This is a genomic window from Gammaproteobacteria bacterium, from assembly GCA_032250735.1.
Lineage (GTDB): Bacteria > Pseudomonadota > Gammaproteobacteria > SZUA-152 > SZUA-152 > SZUA-152.
This window is the reverse complement of sequence record JAVVEP010000002.1, coordinates 126,037-141,157: the sequence shown is the minus strand read 5'-3', so window position 1 is coordinate 141,157 and position 15,121 is coordinate 126,037. Positions and strand designations below refer to the sequence as shown.

10 protein-coding genes are annotated in these 15,121 nt (G+C 54.1%); 3 read left to right on the top strand and 7 right to left on the bottom strand.

Annotated features, from left to right (window positions below; translation table 11 throughout):
• Positions 1-5: 5 nt before the first annotated feature.
• From RRB22_02000 to RRB22_01985, 4 genes are all read right to left on the bottom strand, one after another.
• A complete protein-coding gene (locus tag RRB22_02000; protein ID MDT8383166.1) occupies positions 6-1,760 on the bottom strand; it encodes a fused response regulator/phosphatase in 1,755 nt (584 codons plus the stop codon).
• A gap of 111 nt (positions 1,761-1,871) precedes the next feature.
• Positions 1,872-2,180, bottom strand: a complete 309-nt coding sequence (locus RRB22_01995; protein ID MDT8383165.1) for an STAS domain-containing protein — start codon at positions 2,178-2,180, stop codon at positions 1,872-1,874.
• Between the two features lie 262 nt (positions 2,181-2,442).
• Positions 2,443-3,000 carry a YceI family protein gene (locus RRB22_01990; GenBank protein MDT8383164.1) on the bottom strand — a complete coding sequence of 186 codons (558 nt, stop codon included), beginning with the start codon at positions 2,998-3,000 and terminating at the stop codon, positions 2,443-2,445.
• Positions 3,001-3,122: 122 nt separating this feature from the next.
• Entirely contained in the window at positions 3,123-4,019 is an 897-nt protein-coding gene (locus RRB22_01985) for a hypothetical protein (protein ID MDT8383163.1), read from the bottom strand.
• Positions 4,020-4,462: 443 nt separating this feature from the next.
• Between RRB22_01985 and RRB22_01980 the strand changes: the two genes are divergently transcribed.
• Positions 4,463-6,535 carry a transglycosylase SLT domain-containing protein gene (locus tag RRB22_01980; GenBank protein ID MDT8383162.1) on the top strand — a complete coding sequence of 691 codons (2,073 nt, stop codon included), beginning with the start codon at positions 4,463-4,465 and terminating at the stop codon, positions 6,533-6,535.
• A gap of 498 nt (positions 6,536-7,033) precedes the next feature.
• On the opposite strand, the gene hrpA is transcribed toward RRB22_01980, so the two are convergent.
• Entirely contained in the window at positions 7,034-10,999 is a 3,966-nt protein-coding gene (hrpA, locus tag RRB22_01975; GenBank protein ID MDT8383161.1) for an ATP-dependent RNA helicase HrpA, read from the bottom strand.
• A 439-nt stretch (positions 11,000-11,438) separates the two neighbouring features.
• Between hrpA and RRB22_01970 the strand changes: the two genes are divergently transcribed.
• Both RRB22_01970 and RRB22_01965 read left to right on the top strand, forming a co-directional pair.
• Positions 11,439-12,005, top strand: a complete 567-nt coding sequence (locus tag RRB22_01970; protein MDT8383160.1) for a tetratricopeptide repeat protein — start codon at positions 11,439-11,441, stop codon at positions 12,003-12,005.
• Positions 12,006-12,255: 250 nt separating this feature from the next.
• Positions 12,256-12,858, top strand: coding sequence for a nucleoside triphosphate pyrophosphatase (locus RRB22_01965; protein MDT8383159.1), 603 nt, complete (start codon positions 12,256-12,258; stop codon positions 12,856-12,858).
• Here RRB22_01965 and RRB22_01960 read toward each other — a convergent pair.
• The gene (locus RRB22_01960) at positions 12,855-13,796 is read right to left on the bottom strand and encodes a phosphoribulokinase (GenBank protein ID MDT8383158.1); all 942 of its coding nucleotides are present in this window, start codon (positions 13,794-13,796) and stop codon (positions 12,855-12,857) included. The genes RRB22_01965 and RRB22_01960 overlap by 4 nt on opposite strands.
• A 48-nt stretch (positions 13,797-13,844) precedes the next feature.
• Positions 13,845-14,942, bottom strand: a complete 1,098-nt coding sequence (locus RRB22_01955; GenBank protein ID MDT8383157.1) for a S49 family peptidase — start codon at positions 14,940-14,942, stop codon at positions 13,845-13,847.
• Positions 14,943-15,121: the final 179 nt, after the last annotated feature.

Here is a 15,121-nt window from a genome sequence, read left to right as displayed (position 1 = left end):
GTATTTCAAGACCACCGATAAGTGGCTGTAACCACATTACCTTTATTTTCATAGGTAATGTCATCGCAAATAGAATGCAGCAGCTGAATACCCCGGCCGGAGTGCCCTAGATTGCTTTCCAGCGAAGGTGTGCCTTTTTCATAATCGAAACCACGACCGCTATCCTCGAAACGGATCGTCAGGACGCCGCCATCTTCATCAGGTTGGTGACTGATATCGACAATAATATTGCCCTCGGAAAGAGTCGCTAATTTTTCCGCGCGCTCCATGTAATATTTTGCAAAACCGTCGGCGGTTTGTTTGAGTTTGGAATCCAGGCCTAAAATCCCGTGATCCAAGGCATTGGAAAACAATTCCGAGAATACCGTATAAAGCTGCTGGCGCTGACCTCGCAAGCCCTGCATATCACAGACCGATTTAATCAATAAGGGTAAGGGATCAAAACTGCTCATCAGTCGCGCGCCCAACTGCATTGAAAGACTCCACGTTGCCGATGGCTGTGCAGGATCTGCTTCGCGTTCACCATTATCCTGGTGAATAGTCGCTTCAAGCTGAGGCTGATCATATTGAATTTCAATCAGCGTCATATCATCATGCTGGTCCGCACCGGCAGTAAAACTGGCCAAAGCTGCACGGACATCGTCAAATAAATCCTCAGACCGGTTACTGTCTACAAAGATCTTTTCCAGTCGCTGGCTGCCAAACATCTCGCCCGCAGGATTGGCGGTCTCCGTAATACCGTCCGAATGAATAAAAATTCGATCATGCTGGCGCATTTCGATCACATCTACCTGGCGATTAAAACTTTCATTACCTATGACGCCTAGTGGCAGGTGCTGCGACGGTACCGTGCGCACAATCTCCTGTTCTTCTTCGCCGTAAATAAATACCGCCGGTATGCCACCGTTCCAGACCGACATGGTATGGCTGCCTGGATTGATATCAACCACACATGCCGCAAGAAACATGTCCGTCGGTAAAATTGTAGTTAGTTTGATGTTGATTTCGGTCACGATCTCGGCAATGGAATATCCTTTTGCCGTCATGCCATAAAACACACTGGAGACCGGCAGCGCGCCTATAGCGGCAGCCAGACCGTGTCCCGTAAAATCCCCCAGCAAAACATGCAGGCCGCCCGATGGCTTTTCTGCCACCATCAGGATATCGCCCGAAAACAATGACATCGGTGACAACATGGATTTTATGTAGGGTAAATCCAGGGCGCCGGTTTCGAGGATATTGTTAAACAGCCGTTTGGCTAACTGCCGCTCGCGATCAAGACGTTTTTGATGTCTAGCCAGCTCATTACGTTGCTGTTGGGTTGTGTTATAGAGTTCGCGTATGCGTAACAGCGCATCAATACGTGCCTGCAATAACACACGGTTATACGGTTTGGTCAGGAAATCATCGCCGCCGGATGCCACACACTTCGCCAGGCCTTCACTGTCAGTGGTCGCGGTTAAAAAAATGACCGGCACAAAAGTGTCACCGCTGATCGACTTGATCTCCTGAGTCGCCTCATAACCATCCAGTTTGGGCATCTTGATATCCATCAGAACCAGATCAGGCTGTTCAGAACGAAAAATGTCGACGGCCTGCTGACCATCGTCGGCGAGCAATACCTGGTAACCCTGTTTTTCAAGAATGGCCTGGAGAATCAGGCGATTTGGTACGTCATCATCCGCAACAAGCACTTTAAGCGCATTGCTGTCTTTGGTGATGGTTTTTTGCTTGCCGGTTACAGCATGAGATGAATTCATAAAGCCACTGGAATGTCATGTAGCTCGCAGCTTACGGCAGACTTTTCAAACACTGGTGTTGTGCCCTGTCGTGTCACGTCAAGCACACAATACTTGCCTGAGTCATTTGGCTCACGCCATCTTAAACAGGCTTTGGAAATTGGCGACCGTTAAGATGTTTTTAATATCCGGCGAGCATTTGATAATGGTGATATCAGCCTCGTTACCGCCAAGGTATTCCCTCATCATCAGCAACATTCCAAGCGCTGAGCTATCCATATAGTTGGCATTACCCATATCGATGACAAAGGCCTTCTTATCTCCTGGGCCTTTATGGTAATAACACTCACGAAACTCATTTTGCACTGCAAAATCAAACCGCCCACTAATCTTGATATTGACTGTTTTAGCGTCGGCTAAAACATCAGATGTAACCGGCATTCGAGCTCTCCATTGATTCGTCGCAGGGCAACACCACCCCGCTATCTCGGTATAGGCTAACACGTATTCGCGCGAAACCTAATGCCCTATCGACCGTTTCTATCCTAACTTTAAGTGCCTCAATGGTGATCCTATATAGCCGAAAAGATGGCCGCTCTGCCTACTATGCTGAATCCAACAAGCTGCGCCACTATCGGCATCCGGAGCCGGCATCAGGAACAGCGAAACGCCCCGCGATCACTGCCGCGGGGCGTTAAACTGACTAATTTTTGACCGCTTCCATTTCAATCGACAGCATTACTTCGTCGCCCACCGCCGGTAGGCCGTATTCAATCCCGAAGTCCGAGCGTTTGAGCTGGGCCGTCGCATTAAAGCCGCAGACCTCTTTCTTGTTGAAGGGATGCACACCGCAATTAATGCTGTCCACATCCAGGGTGACGGGTTTCGTCACGCCTTTGATGGTGAGATCCCCCATCAGGGTTGCGCCTTTTCCTTTAAAGGTCACCTTCGTGGACTTGAAGGTGATTTCCGGGAATTCGACAACATTAAAAAAGTCCGGGGAACGCAGATGATCGTCACGCTTTTTAAAACCGGTATCGATCGAGGCGGCCTCGATCATGATACTTACCTCACCGGTGCCCTTGGCCTGATCCATGCTGAGAGTGCCCGTGGTATTACCAAAGCGGCCATGCAGGGTGGAAAACCCGAGATGGTTGACGGTGAAATTGGGATAGGTGTGGGTTGGATCAATGGTGTAGGACGCCGCCATTCCAGTGACCGGCAACAGCAACGCAACACTCAGTAACAATAGCTTTTTCATTTAGCTCTCCTTGGTTATTACATGGTTATTACATTAGTTTTTACATGGACTCTTTACATTGCTTATAAACAATAAGTAATGGTTATACATCATAAAGACAATGCATAAATAAAATTCGGGCTTCAGAAGCTCACTGGCCCGGCGGCACGCCAGGCCAACCATACGGCGGGTATCACCGGCAGCAGACTTATCAGGCCGGTGACGACCAGTCTCAACCAGGGCCGCTCGACATTGACCGGTGGCCACCAGGCAACCAGGGGTATGATCGCCAGGCATAACAGCACCCAGGCTGAGAGCTGCGCATAAACCGTCGCTGCCGCGCCAATCAATAGCAGGGGTGTCGCGGCGGCAAAAAGACCGAATGCACCCAAGTGACCAAGGCCCGACTTAGGCTCCCACAAGGCCTTTGTGAATAGGCCGATCACCAGCAGGGCGCCCACCGCCGCCGTCACCGAAAAGGCCAATTGGGCGTATAGCGCGGAGGCGGCGATCATGGTCGTCACGGCCGTTCCCACCCCCAGAGCCAGGATGCTTGCCGCCTGCGCGGTCGATCCCTGCACCCCTTTTCTACCGGCCATTGCCAAAAACGCCGCGCCCACCACGCCAACATACAGGCTAACCCGCGCCAACATCGGCCAGGCTTCAGCGATCTCCTGTCGCGCGAAGACCGGCCAGACCACCCAGTCGACAGCGGCCACCAGCAACAAGGCCGGCACCATTATCGTGAGGGTGGTAACGAGGGTGGCCTGTCCGCTGGAGCCCGGTAGCCGTCCGCGCACCCAGTCCAGCAGCAATGCCACAAAGGGCAGGCACAGGCTGCCCAGAATAATCTTTCGGGTCGAAGTCATCGGTTGAAAGGCCAGTCCCGTGGTCAGCATCACGGTGGTGATCAAACCTGCAATGATCGCCAGACCCGCGGCAATCACACCCAGCCGCCGCAACAACAGCCCGATGACCAGGGCCACGATAAAGGGCGCGACCGCCGCCTGCACCCCCGGATTTGCAAGGAAATCGTTCATGGCTAGCCCGTATGGCTTCCGTCGCACCAGGGTTTGTTTGCAGTCTTCCCACAACCACAGATGTAGACCGATTCATCCGTCGCCGCCTTGTACGCCAAAGGTTCCTTACCCGGATACTGGCTATGACTGCCATCGCAATACGGTGCTGTCTTGGTGTGCCCACATTGGCAGATATAGACTGCCTCGCCGGCTTTTAGGCTGGCAACGTAAGGTTTTCCATTGGTGTACATTAATATTTTTCCCCGTATGTCAGCATGATGAACGTATCAGTAGCGCGACACATTCGTAGAGAAACTGAGAATAATCAATCCATTAGCCGGATGAAAGTACAAAGTTTTGAGCAAATCATTCAAATTTGTTGATCAGCACCCAGAATGCAATTCAATTCGCGCGCGCAAGCGGCCGCTAAACCTAGCATTGATCCAGCATTAAACGGAAATCGGATGACCATCACCCACCAATCCCGGCCCTATCGACGCCTCGCCTTGAACCAAGCCTTCGCATTGTCTATCGCAGTGTGTGGTCTCATTCTCGCTGCGCTGCTGCCCGCTGCGGCGTTCGGCATGATAACGACCGGGGATTCGAACCGGAAGCTCACGGCCCCTTCCGACCCCATCCTCATTAAACGGATCGTTGATTTCAACAGCAACACCCTCTCCGAGCAACGCACACGTTTTCTTGAGGCTGAAAAGGCCTTAAGCCTGAATCAGACGGATAAATTCCACAAGCTGCTGCCAACGCTCACCGATTACCCGCTGTACCCCTATCTGCGGTATCTGGACATGAAAGAACGCCTGCAGCACCTCTCGGCCGATGAGATGGCTCACTTCCTCCGCGAGTATGAATCGTTACCGGTCAGTGATTTTCTGCGAAAAAAATGGTTGCGACTCAAAGCCCGACAGGGCGACTGGCAACAATTTCTGGCTTTTTACACCCCACAAAACAATATCCGACTGCAATGCCATTATCTGTACGCGCTCATCCAGACCGGTCAGGCCGAGCAGGCCTATCCCGAGATTGAGGCGCTCTGGCTGACGGGACGTTCCCAGCCGGGTAATTGTGACCGTGTCTTCGACCACTGGCAGGCCGCCGGAAAGCAAACCACAGAACGGATCTGGCAGCGACTGGAACTCGCCCTCCAGGCCGGCCATCGCACCCTGGCACGCTACCTGATTAACGCGCTTCCGGGTCAGGATCAAAAGCTGGCCCGGCTGTGGGTCAAACTTCACCACAAACCCCAGCTGCTCGATAAATATCGGCAACAGATCATCGCCAGCCAGCACGTCATGGTGCCCAACATCTTCACCAACATCATCCGACGCGTGGCGGGCCAATCTCCACAGGCCGCCGCCGATCTCTGGTTTGGCATCGCCACCCAAGTACCCGTCGATGCCGCCAGTCAATATGCCATGCTGCAATCGCTGGCCATCGCCCAGGCGCGCAAACAGCTACCGGGCGCCGAGGACTGGTTTTCACTCGTCCCCGACCAGCATCTCACCGAACTTGCGCGCGAATGGCGTGTCCGCTCCGCCCTGCGCCAATCACAGTGGTCGCTGGCACTCACGGCCCTCAACGCACTCACCCCGGAACAGCAGCGCGATGATCGTTGGCAATACTGGCGTGCACGCACCAACGAAGAACTCAACGATACCGAAACAGCCATGGTGCATTTCCGCGCCCTGGCCCAACAACGCAGTTATTATGGTTTTCTCGCCGCCGACCGGCTCGGTCTGCCCTATGCCCTTGACGGCCAGGTGCAGGAAACCCGTGCTGGCGTGTTATTTGAACTCAGCCAACGCCCCGGCATATTACGCGCCCGTGAATTTTTACAGCTAAAGCGTATGACCTATGCGCGCCGGGAATGGCGCGAGGCCACCCAGACATTGTCAAACCATGAACGCGTGAACGCCGCCAAACTGGCGCAGCACTGGGGCTGGTTTGACCAGTCAATCCTCACCATGGCCAGCACAGACCAGCGTGATGACATCGCCCTCCGCTTCCCCCTGCTGCACCAGGAAAAGGTGCTGAGTCACTCTGAGCAGGCCGACATCAACCCCGCGTGGACCTATGGCGTGATCCGTCGGGAAAGCGCCTTCATGCAGGACGCACGCTCCTCAAAAGGCGCACTGGGCCTGATGCAACTCATGCCTGCCACCGCGCGCGACATCTCCCGCTTCCTGCCGAAAAAATATCGCGGCAAACCACAGCTAACCCATGCGGATACCAATCTCGCCTTTGGCACACACTATTTGCAGAAAATGTTGAAACGCTTCGACGGGCAGACGGTGTTGGCCACTGCGGCCTACAATGCCGGCGCACGACGCATCACAGGATGGCTGCCCACAGAGTCAGCACTGGATGCCCAACGCTGGATAGAAACCATCCCCTTCAAGGAAACACGAGACTACGTCACCAGCGTGCTGGCCTTCACCATCATCTATGCCGATCGACTCGGGATTGAACAAACCCGGCTCTCGCAGAGCATGCCGGCCATCGCGCCGCAAAAGACACTGTAGCTGTCGATAGTCCGACAGCGATAGTCGGCCATCCAAAAAAATACCGCCACTGAATCGATGAACAGAGTGTTCGACGAATCAGCAGCGGCATGTTCAGGCAAATTAGGTATAGCGTCGTCCCGCGTCTTGAACCATGCGTTCAAGTGGAAGCCCAGGTGATGTATCAGGATTTCTGCACGCGGCAGAGATGCGCAACAACATCATTCAAAAGGCCCCAGATTTAGCGAGTTGGGTCAGAAGACGAATCCAGGACGACACTCACTATTAAGACTAGTCAGGATTCTCGAATAGACAAGACCAAAACCCGAACTAATTTCTAAGACCCCAATTCATAACAGAATTTAATTTTTTACAGTGCAACCGCGACTCCACACGCAACATTATTCATCCGCAAATACCCACGACCTGCACCGATCGTAATATTTATTTTCCCTAAGTTTATCCAACATCAAGATAAAATGACGCGCCTCAAGTTGATGCGCCTCAACTTGAGGCATCTCAACTGCAGATCGCAATTTGTTTTTCGATGCGCCTGGCGGAGATCGGCATCGAGGTCTTCAGGGGCTGCGCAAACAGTGATACCCGAAACTCCTCAAGCATCCATTTCAATCGGGATAATTCGGCCTGAAAGGAAACCGCATTGGCTTGACCGCAAAGCCGCAGATAGGCCTCGGCCAGCGGCCGGATCTGTGCCAGCTTCTCCGCATCGCCTGCCGGCGCGGCAGACAGTTTCTGCAGGCGCGCATCCAGGGCCTGTAGATAACGGGGCAGATGCTGCAGCCATTCAACAGGCACCGTGTGTAAAAAATCGGTGGGCATCAGGCCAGCCAACTGCTCGCGCACATCATCTCTGGAATGGACGGGAAATGTGCCGGCCTGTTGTTTGAAGCGTTGAATAACCGTCTGATAGGCGGCCAGAATATCCGCCACCATCTGGCAAAGCTGCTTTGTCTCCGACATCAATGGCTTGCCACGTTTCAGGCAATCGAGAAACTGTTGCTCGGTGCGTACCGAATGTTCCGGCATTTCGGAAAAAAAACTGCGCGTCAGAATCAGGTTGAGCAGCCCCTGTTTCAGATCCTCACATGAACCCAGTGTAGAATAGATCAGACACATCGAATCAATGGCTGGCAGGTTGCGCATGACATATTTCACCTCCTTCGCATGACACAGTGTCACCAAGCGGCGCAAACCTGCACGCTGCGCATCCTGCGCCCGTTGCAGGGAATCCATCAGCTCAACCCCGACCGAATCCTGCTTATCCACTACTGCAGGAAACAGCAAGTAGCGATGTCCACCGCGATCAACTTCGACGGACTCCGGGAGATCACCAAATTGCCAGTCAGTCACTCCCGACTCGGGCCATTTCACATCAACCGCCAGCTGTTTGATTTCACCGGCGGCCCGTGCAGAGAAACGCCGCTGCAAGTCCTTTAGCGAGCGCCCTGCTCCCAATTCTTTCCCGTTGTGATCGAGCACCGAAAAACGCATGCGTAAATGCTCCGGCAACAGCTCAGGACGCCAGTCACTGGCTTTCAGCGGGATCTGCTTTTCGGCCTTGATCAGCTGAGACAGCCTGCCAATAAGGTCGTCACGCTCGGCACAGTCAACACGCTTGAAATCATCCTGCAGCTTGTGGACGACACGTTCACTAAACTCGGGTATGGGCACGAGCTGCTTGCGAACACTTTTCGGCAGACCTTTCAACAGGGCCGTTACTTTCTCGGCGATAAATCCCGGCACCAGCCAGGCAAAGGCGTTTTCATCCAGCTGGTTCAGCGCGCCGAGCGGGATCACGACGGTCACCCCATCGTCCTCTTCACCGGGACTAAAGCAGTAGCGCAGTTTAAACGGCGCATTGTTGACCCGGATTTCCCCGGGATAATCCGCATTGGGCGAGGCACCCCCAGCGGAGAACACATCCTCGCGGGATAGCCTGAGAATATCCGGGCTTTTGCGCTCGATCTTTTTCCGCCACTTCTCAAAAGACGCATGGCTAAATACCGTAGCGGGAATGTGTCGGTCAAAAAATCGAAACAGGGTTTCATCATCGACCAACACATCGGGGCGCCGTGTTTTTGATTCCAACTGGCGCGCCTCATTAAACAGCGCCTGATTATGTGCAAAAAAGGCGGCCTGGGTACGATAGTTTCCCTGCACCAGGGCCTCGCGAATAAACAGCTCCCTCGACACCGGTGGATTTATCGGCCCGTAATGCACGCTACGCCGTGCCTGTAATATCAGCCCATAAAGGCTAACGGTTTCATAGGCCTTCACCGAACCCTGCTTTTCACTCCAGTGCGGCTCACTGTAGTTGCGTTTCACCAGATGCTGGGCAGTGGACTCTATCCATTCCGGTTCGATACGGGCATTGTGCCGTGCAAACAGTCGGCTGGTCTCAACCAGCTCCGCGGACATCACCCAGGTCGGCGACTTTTTTGCCAGACCTGAGCCCGGAAATAGCAGGAATTCCGTATTTCTGGCCCCGAGATAACGGGCAATGTTTTTGCGTTTTTCCGAGGGCTGGCTGTCATCCGGTTCACGCTTCACACCGATATTACCCAGCAGTCCCGACAGCAGCGACTGATGTATCGCCGGATAGGCCGCTGGCGTGGTATTGATCTTCAGCCCCATGCCCTTTACCAGGCTACGCAATTGCAGATAGGTTTCCGACCAGTCACGCAGACGTGTATAAGACAGAAAGTGCTGTTTACAGTATTGCCTCAACTTATTTTGCGTCAGATGTTTGTTGCGATCCGCGTAGTTTTCCCACAGATTCAATAGCGCAACAAAATCCGAGCTCTCATCGAGAAACTGTTTGTGTTGTTCATCGGCCTTTTGCTGCTTGTCAACGGGGCGCTCTCGCGGATCCTGCACACTCAAGGCGCTAACCACCAGTAATACCTCGTTGAGACAATTCAGCTCTTCCGCCGCCAGCACCATGCGCCCCAGTCGCGGGTCAATGGGCAAGCGGGCCAGCTGATTTCCGATCTGCGTCAGTTTGCGTTTTTCATCAATGGCGCCGAGTTCCAGCAACAGCCTGAATCCGTCATTAATGAATCGGGAGTCCGGTGGATCGATAAAGGGATATTGATCCGGATCACCCAGCCGCAACTGACGCATCTGCAATATGACGGCGGCCAGATTGGTGCGTTGAATCTCGGGCTGTGTAAATTCCGGGCGTGTCTTGAAATCCGTCTCGGAATAGAGGCGGATGCAAATGCCATCGCTCAGGCGGCCGCAGCGCCCGGCCCGCTGATTCGCACTGGACTGTGCAATGGGCTCCACCGGCAAGCGCTGTACCTTGCTTCGATAGCTGTAGCGACTGATGCGCGCGGTTCCCGGGTCAACGACATAGCGAATGCCGGGCACGGTTAATGAGGTCTCGGCGACATTGGTCGCCAGGATAATGCGTCGTCGGCCGGTCTGTTTAAACACCCGATTCTGTTCATTGGCGCTCTGCCGGGAGTACAGGGGCAGGATATCCGTGTGCGCAGGATGATGTTTTCTCAGTGCCTCGGCGAGTTCCCGGATCTCTCTTTCGCCGCTGAGAAACACCAGAACATCACCCCTGAGTTGCTGGCTATTGTCGTGCTGCACCAGCTCATCAATGGCGGCGGTTATCCGCTGGTTTAAATCGGCCTCGTCATCCTCGGCGGGCTGATAACGAATCTCCACCGGGTAACTGCGACCGGAAACCGTGATCACCGGCGCATTATCAAAGTGTTTTGAAAACCGTTCGGTATCAATGGTGGCCGATGTGATGATCACCTTTAAGTCGGGGCGCTTTGGCAGCAGCTGTTTCAGATAACCCAGCAGGAAATCGATGTTCAGGCTGCGCTCATGGGCTTCATCAACAATCAGGGTGTCGTACTGGGCGAGATAGCGATCCGTTTGCAGTTCCGCCAGCAACATGCCATCCGTCATCAGCTTGATGAGTGACGAGGCCTGCGTATGATCGGAAAACCGCACCTTAAAACCGACCGCCTCACCGAGCGGGGTATTGAGCTCCTCGGCAATGCGCGCCGCCACACTGCGCGCGGCAATCCGCCGTGGCTGTGTATGACCGATAAACCCCTTGGTGCCACGGCCCAGCTGCAGGCAGATCTTCGGCAGCTGCGTGGTTTTTCCGGAGCCGGTCTCTCCGGCCACAATCACTACCTGATGATGTTCGATGGCCTCGGCAATTTCCTCGCGCCGCTGGGAGACCGGCAATGTGTCGGGAAAATTGAGCGGTGGGATACTGTTCCTGCGCTGCTGGCTGCGGGACTGGGAGGCCTCAATGCTGCTGGTCAACAGTGCCAGCTGCTTCTCGACAGCCTCTGCCGTATTCGACGCCGACGGTTTATCGGCCTGTAACTTCGCGGCCTGCAGCACACGCCGCAACGACTGATGAAACGAGTGCTGATCGCAGCTCATGCAGGCATTGATGGCCGCGGGTAGCTGTTGCAGAATTTTATGCATAAAACCGACGTCTACTTTACGAAATGATTAAATACGGAACTGAATGCTTCGGTGTTTCACCGGCTCTCAGGCCGGTTCCTCGGCTTTGACACGACACCACAAGGCCTCCCAGGCATTGAGATCCTGCCCGGCAATACTGATACCCTGTTGTTGCGCTATTTGTTGCGCTATGGCCTCCATCTGCGCAAAGCGGCATTCGGATTTTCGATTGGCCTGGCGCAGGGCCGTTCCGAGTGGCGCAGGGCGGCCATGATATCGCGTAATGTCTCGATATGACTCAAGCTATAAATCCTTACTTATTGATTCATTGTGTGATTCTTTAGAGGGGGCGTTTTTATATCATTGATGGTGTCCCGATCACCACAAAATTGTATAAAAAATAGCCTTCAGCGGCATCCACAGCGGACGATAGTAACCGGAGAGAGAGGATTTTCTGACCATGCAAGACACGCCGTTCAAACCCTGCCACCCTATCGCCCTGCTCCTGCTGACACTGGCCCTATGGCTGCCATTACAGGCCGTAGCGGAGGAACTGGACGCCCTGCAGGAGGGCCAGCAGGCCTTCAACCGGGGGGATTACATCGCGTCATTTTCACTCTGGTCGACCCTCGCAACCCAGGGACACGCCGATGCCCAGGTATTTGTTGGGCTTTCGTACGAGAATGGCTGGGGCACACCCAAAAGTGTCAGCCTGGCCGAGGTCTGGTATCAGAAGGCGGCCCGCAACAATAATGTCACCGGCCAGTATTTACTGGGTCTGCGCCTGCTCAGCGGCACGGGCCTGGATCGGGCCAGGGGCCTGATGTGGTTGCAACAGGCGGCGGCCAATGGTGATGGTTCGGCGCGGCAATTCCTCGACAAGGGCGAATCACGCGGCTGGTTCACCGGACTCATACCTGACGACACACCCGCCAACGAAGCGGCCATGCTGGCGTCCCCGCCCACCTTACCACCTGTCTCGATGGCAAAACCGGCCGACTCCCAGAGCATTGCATTGATCGATTAAGGTGTTTTCACAGGCCCTTTTCACAAGCCCTGAGACAACCCTTTCGGCAGCGCACTTTCCGACAGTCCCCTTCCCGACCCCTGCCAGTCTCACCGTAATCCACGCGGGTCAACGGCGCATAATCCCGATAGACTATCTCGGTAGACTATCCGGTAGAATAGATGTCGGATTCAGCGTCACGACTGACCGTTGATGCCGCGCGTATCGCCTGTAAACAGCCTCCTAGCCCATAACAAATATACAAAACATCATGATGACTCTCGTACTCGCGTCCACCTCACCCTACCGTAAAACCCTGCTCGAGCGCCTCGGCCTGGACTTTGAAACGGCGGCGCCGCAGACCGATGAAACCGCCCTGGCCGGGGAAACCCCCGAGGCACTGGTGACACGCCTGGCCGAGGCCAAGGCGCGGGCGGTGGCTCCACAGTACCCCGACGCCCTCATTATCGGTTCGGATCAGGTCGCCGTGCTGGATGGCAAGATCCTTGGAAAACCGGGCAACCACGAGGCCGCCACGCAGCAATTGCGCCATGCCAGCGGGCGCAAGGTAAGCTTCCTGACCGGTTTATGTCTACTCAATACCCGCACCCAACAGGCGCAGGTTAGACTGGTGCCCTTTTCCGTCGTGTTCCGCGCATTAAGCGAGTCGCAGATTCAGTATTATCTGCACCAGGAAAAACCCTATGACTGCGCCGGCAGCTTCAAGTCCGAGGGTCTGGGTATCAGTTTATTTGAGCGGCTGCAGGGTGACGATCCCAATGCATTGGTTGGGCTGCCACTCATTGAGTTGATCCGCTGCTTGGCCGCCGAAGATGTGGACGTGCTCTCCTCCCGTGCGGATATCGCAGGTTAGCGCGACTGATTGAAGACCAATTCCTGTATCAGTGGCGTACAAATCACATCCAGGGCCTGTTTCATCTGGCTACCTGAAATCACCATGCTGTTCGGGCGCGACATATAGGCGCCATCAATCCGTTTGAGCAATTCAGGAAAATCGTAACGGCGCGGATCCCGAAAACGGATCACCACCAGACATTCGTGTGCTTCCGGAATTTCCGTGGCGATAAATGGATTCGACGTATCAACAATCGGCACACGCTGAAAATTGATATCCGTCACCGAAAACTGGGGCACGATAAAGTGGATGTAGTCCTGCATCCTTTCGATAATGTGTCTCGAGGTTGCCTCGCTTGAATAGCCTCTGGTGTGTTTGTCATGGATTATTTTCTGCATCCATTCAAGATTCACCACCGGCACGACACCCAGCAACAAATCCACATACTGGGCAACATCAACCCCTTTGTTATATTCCACATTACGGCGTTCATTGATGACCTGCGGATTATGTGAGGCGCTCATGCTACGCCGACTCCATTTATCGGCAACCACACCACCATGCAGCCCTTCATAGAACAACAGGTCTGTGTCTTTTGGCAGTTCCTCCATCTCAGAGAAACATCCCTCCGGCACACCTGAGCCGGCACTGGCCTCACAACTGACATAGCGACGATATTGCCCCGAGCCGGTGCTTGCGTATGACTCAAACAGGGACTCCAGTAAATCAAACCGATTTACCTCTGGCCCATACGGACTTAGCACCTCACCCGCGGCCTGTTTCTGTTCCAGCACAGACTGCATCTCTTCCCGGTCATAGCGACGAAAACATTCGCCGGCGACAAAGGCCACCGTTAATTTTTCACGCAGAAAGATATATTCAAATGCACGCTTAACAACCGTCGTACCCGCCCCAGAGGCCCCCGTGACTGCAATAATAGGATGTTTTTTCGACATGGCCCCTCAACACTTTTTTCGTATTTCGTATAAGGAATAATGCTGGCGCTAACGCATTGGGCTGGTATTATTCTGCAGGCCAATGTTGTTGGATATGACATTCGCCATGGTAACGCCAATGCGATCAGCAAACCGATCCAGATAGTTCGGCCTTGCCGTGAAGTCGACGATGTTTTCTTCGCCGATAATTTCACGCGCCACATAACTGGCGCTACCGAGACCATCCACCAGGCCGAGTTTGACGCTCTCTTCTCCGTTCCAGAACAGACCGGTAAAGATTTGTGGTGAATCAGAAAGACGCTCGCCGCGCCCCGCCTTCACCGACTCAATGAACTGACGATGCACCGTATCCAACAGGCTCTGCACATGTGCCACCTCATCCTTTTTCAACGGTGAGAATGGGTCCAGCACGCCCTTGTGTTTACCGGCGGTCATCAGGCGACGTTCCACCCCGAGCTTTTTGATCGCCTCTTCAAAACCAAAGCCATCCATCAATACACCAATGGAGCCCACGATACTGGCCTTATCCGCATAAATCTCATCCGCCGCCGCCGCAATATAGTAACCGCCCGAGGCGCATATATCCGTTACCACGGCGTAGAGTTTGGTGTCGGGGTACTGTTCCCGTAGCCGGATGATTTCGTCATAGACGTAGCCCGATTGCACCGGGCTACCACCAGGGCTGTTGATACGTAACAATACCGCCGCGGTTTTTTTGTCCTTAAACGCGGCGCGCAGGGCACCGACCAGATTATCGGCACTGGCCTGTGTGTTTGCCGCAATCACGCCTTCCAGATCCACCAGGGCGGTATGTTTTGCCGATTTGAGCGTGCCCTTATTCCAGTCGCTGGGGATGTAAAAAAAGATCACGAACAGATAGATGAAAAACAGGGACTTGAAAAAGATGCTCCAGCGTCGTGCACGGCGCTGCTCGTTAATGGCGGCAAAGGCCAGCCGGTTCAAGGTGTCCTTCTCCCAGCTCCCACTCCGGGCATCGGCTGGCGAGTGCGGATTTTCTGCGTTTTGCGACGGGCTGGATTCCACCTTTTTCCCGGAGGTCCACACATCCTTGTCGCTGCTTCCCGGCGCCACGTTTTCAGCCGCAGCCTGTCTGCCGGTATCCGCTGATTTATCGTTATCTGACATGTTGTACCCTTTTTGCCCGTAGTTAGGCCTTGGTTTAGCGTTGGTTATCCCGTGTTATCCGGCTTTCTGTTTTACGTTATCGCTTTTGTTTTACGTTGTCGCTTTATTGAGGCGTGTTCGAAATGCGTCTTAATAATTTAAGCACAGAGTGTATCCGCCAGTGTGAAGGACTCCGCCTG

Coding starts and splice junctions, on each gene's coding strand:
- RRB22_02000 (MDT8383166.1), bottom strand. CDS start 1,760: ATGAATTCATCTCATGCTGTAACCGGCAAGCAAAAAACCATCACCAAA.
- RRB22_01995 (MDT8383165.1), bottom strand. CDS start 2,180: ATGCCGGTTACATCTGATGTTTTAGCCGACGCTAAAACAGTCAATATC.
- RRB22_01990 (MDT8383164.1), bottom strand. CDS start 3,000: ATGAAAAAGCTATTGTTACTGAGTGTTGCGTTGCTGTTGCCGGTCACT.
- RRB22_01985 (MDT8383163.1), bottom strand. CDS start 4,019: ATGAACGATTTCCTTGCAAATCCGGGGGTGCAGGCGGCGGTCGCGCCC.
- RRB22_01980 (MDT8383162.1), top strand. CDS start 4,463: ATGACCATCACCCACCAATCCCGGCCCTATCGACGCCTCGCCTTGAAC.
- hrpA (MDT8383161.1), bottom strand. CDS start 10,999: ATGCATAAAATTCTGCAACAGCTACCCGCGGCCATCAATGCCTGCATG.
- RRB22_01970 (MDT8383160.1), top strand. CDS start 11,439: ATGCAAGACACGCCGTTCAAACCCTGCCACCCTATCGCCCTGCTCCTG.
- RRB22_01965 (MDT8383159.1), top strand. CDS start 12,256: ATGATGACTCTCGTACTCGCGTCCACCTCACCCTACCGTAAAACCCTG.
- RRB22_01960 (MDT8383158.1), bottom strand. CDS start 13,796: ATGTCGAAAAAACATCCTATTATTGCAGTCACGGGGGCCTCTGGGGCG.
- RRB22_01955 (MDT8383157.1), bottom strand. CDS start 14,942: ATGTCAGATAACGATAAATCAGCGGATACCGGCAGACAGGCTGCGGCT.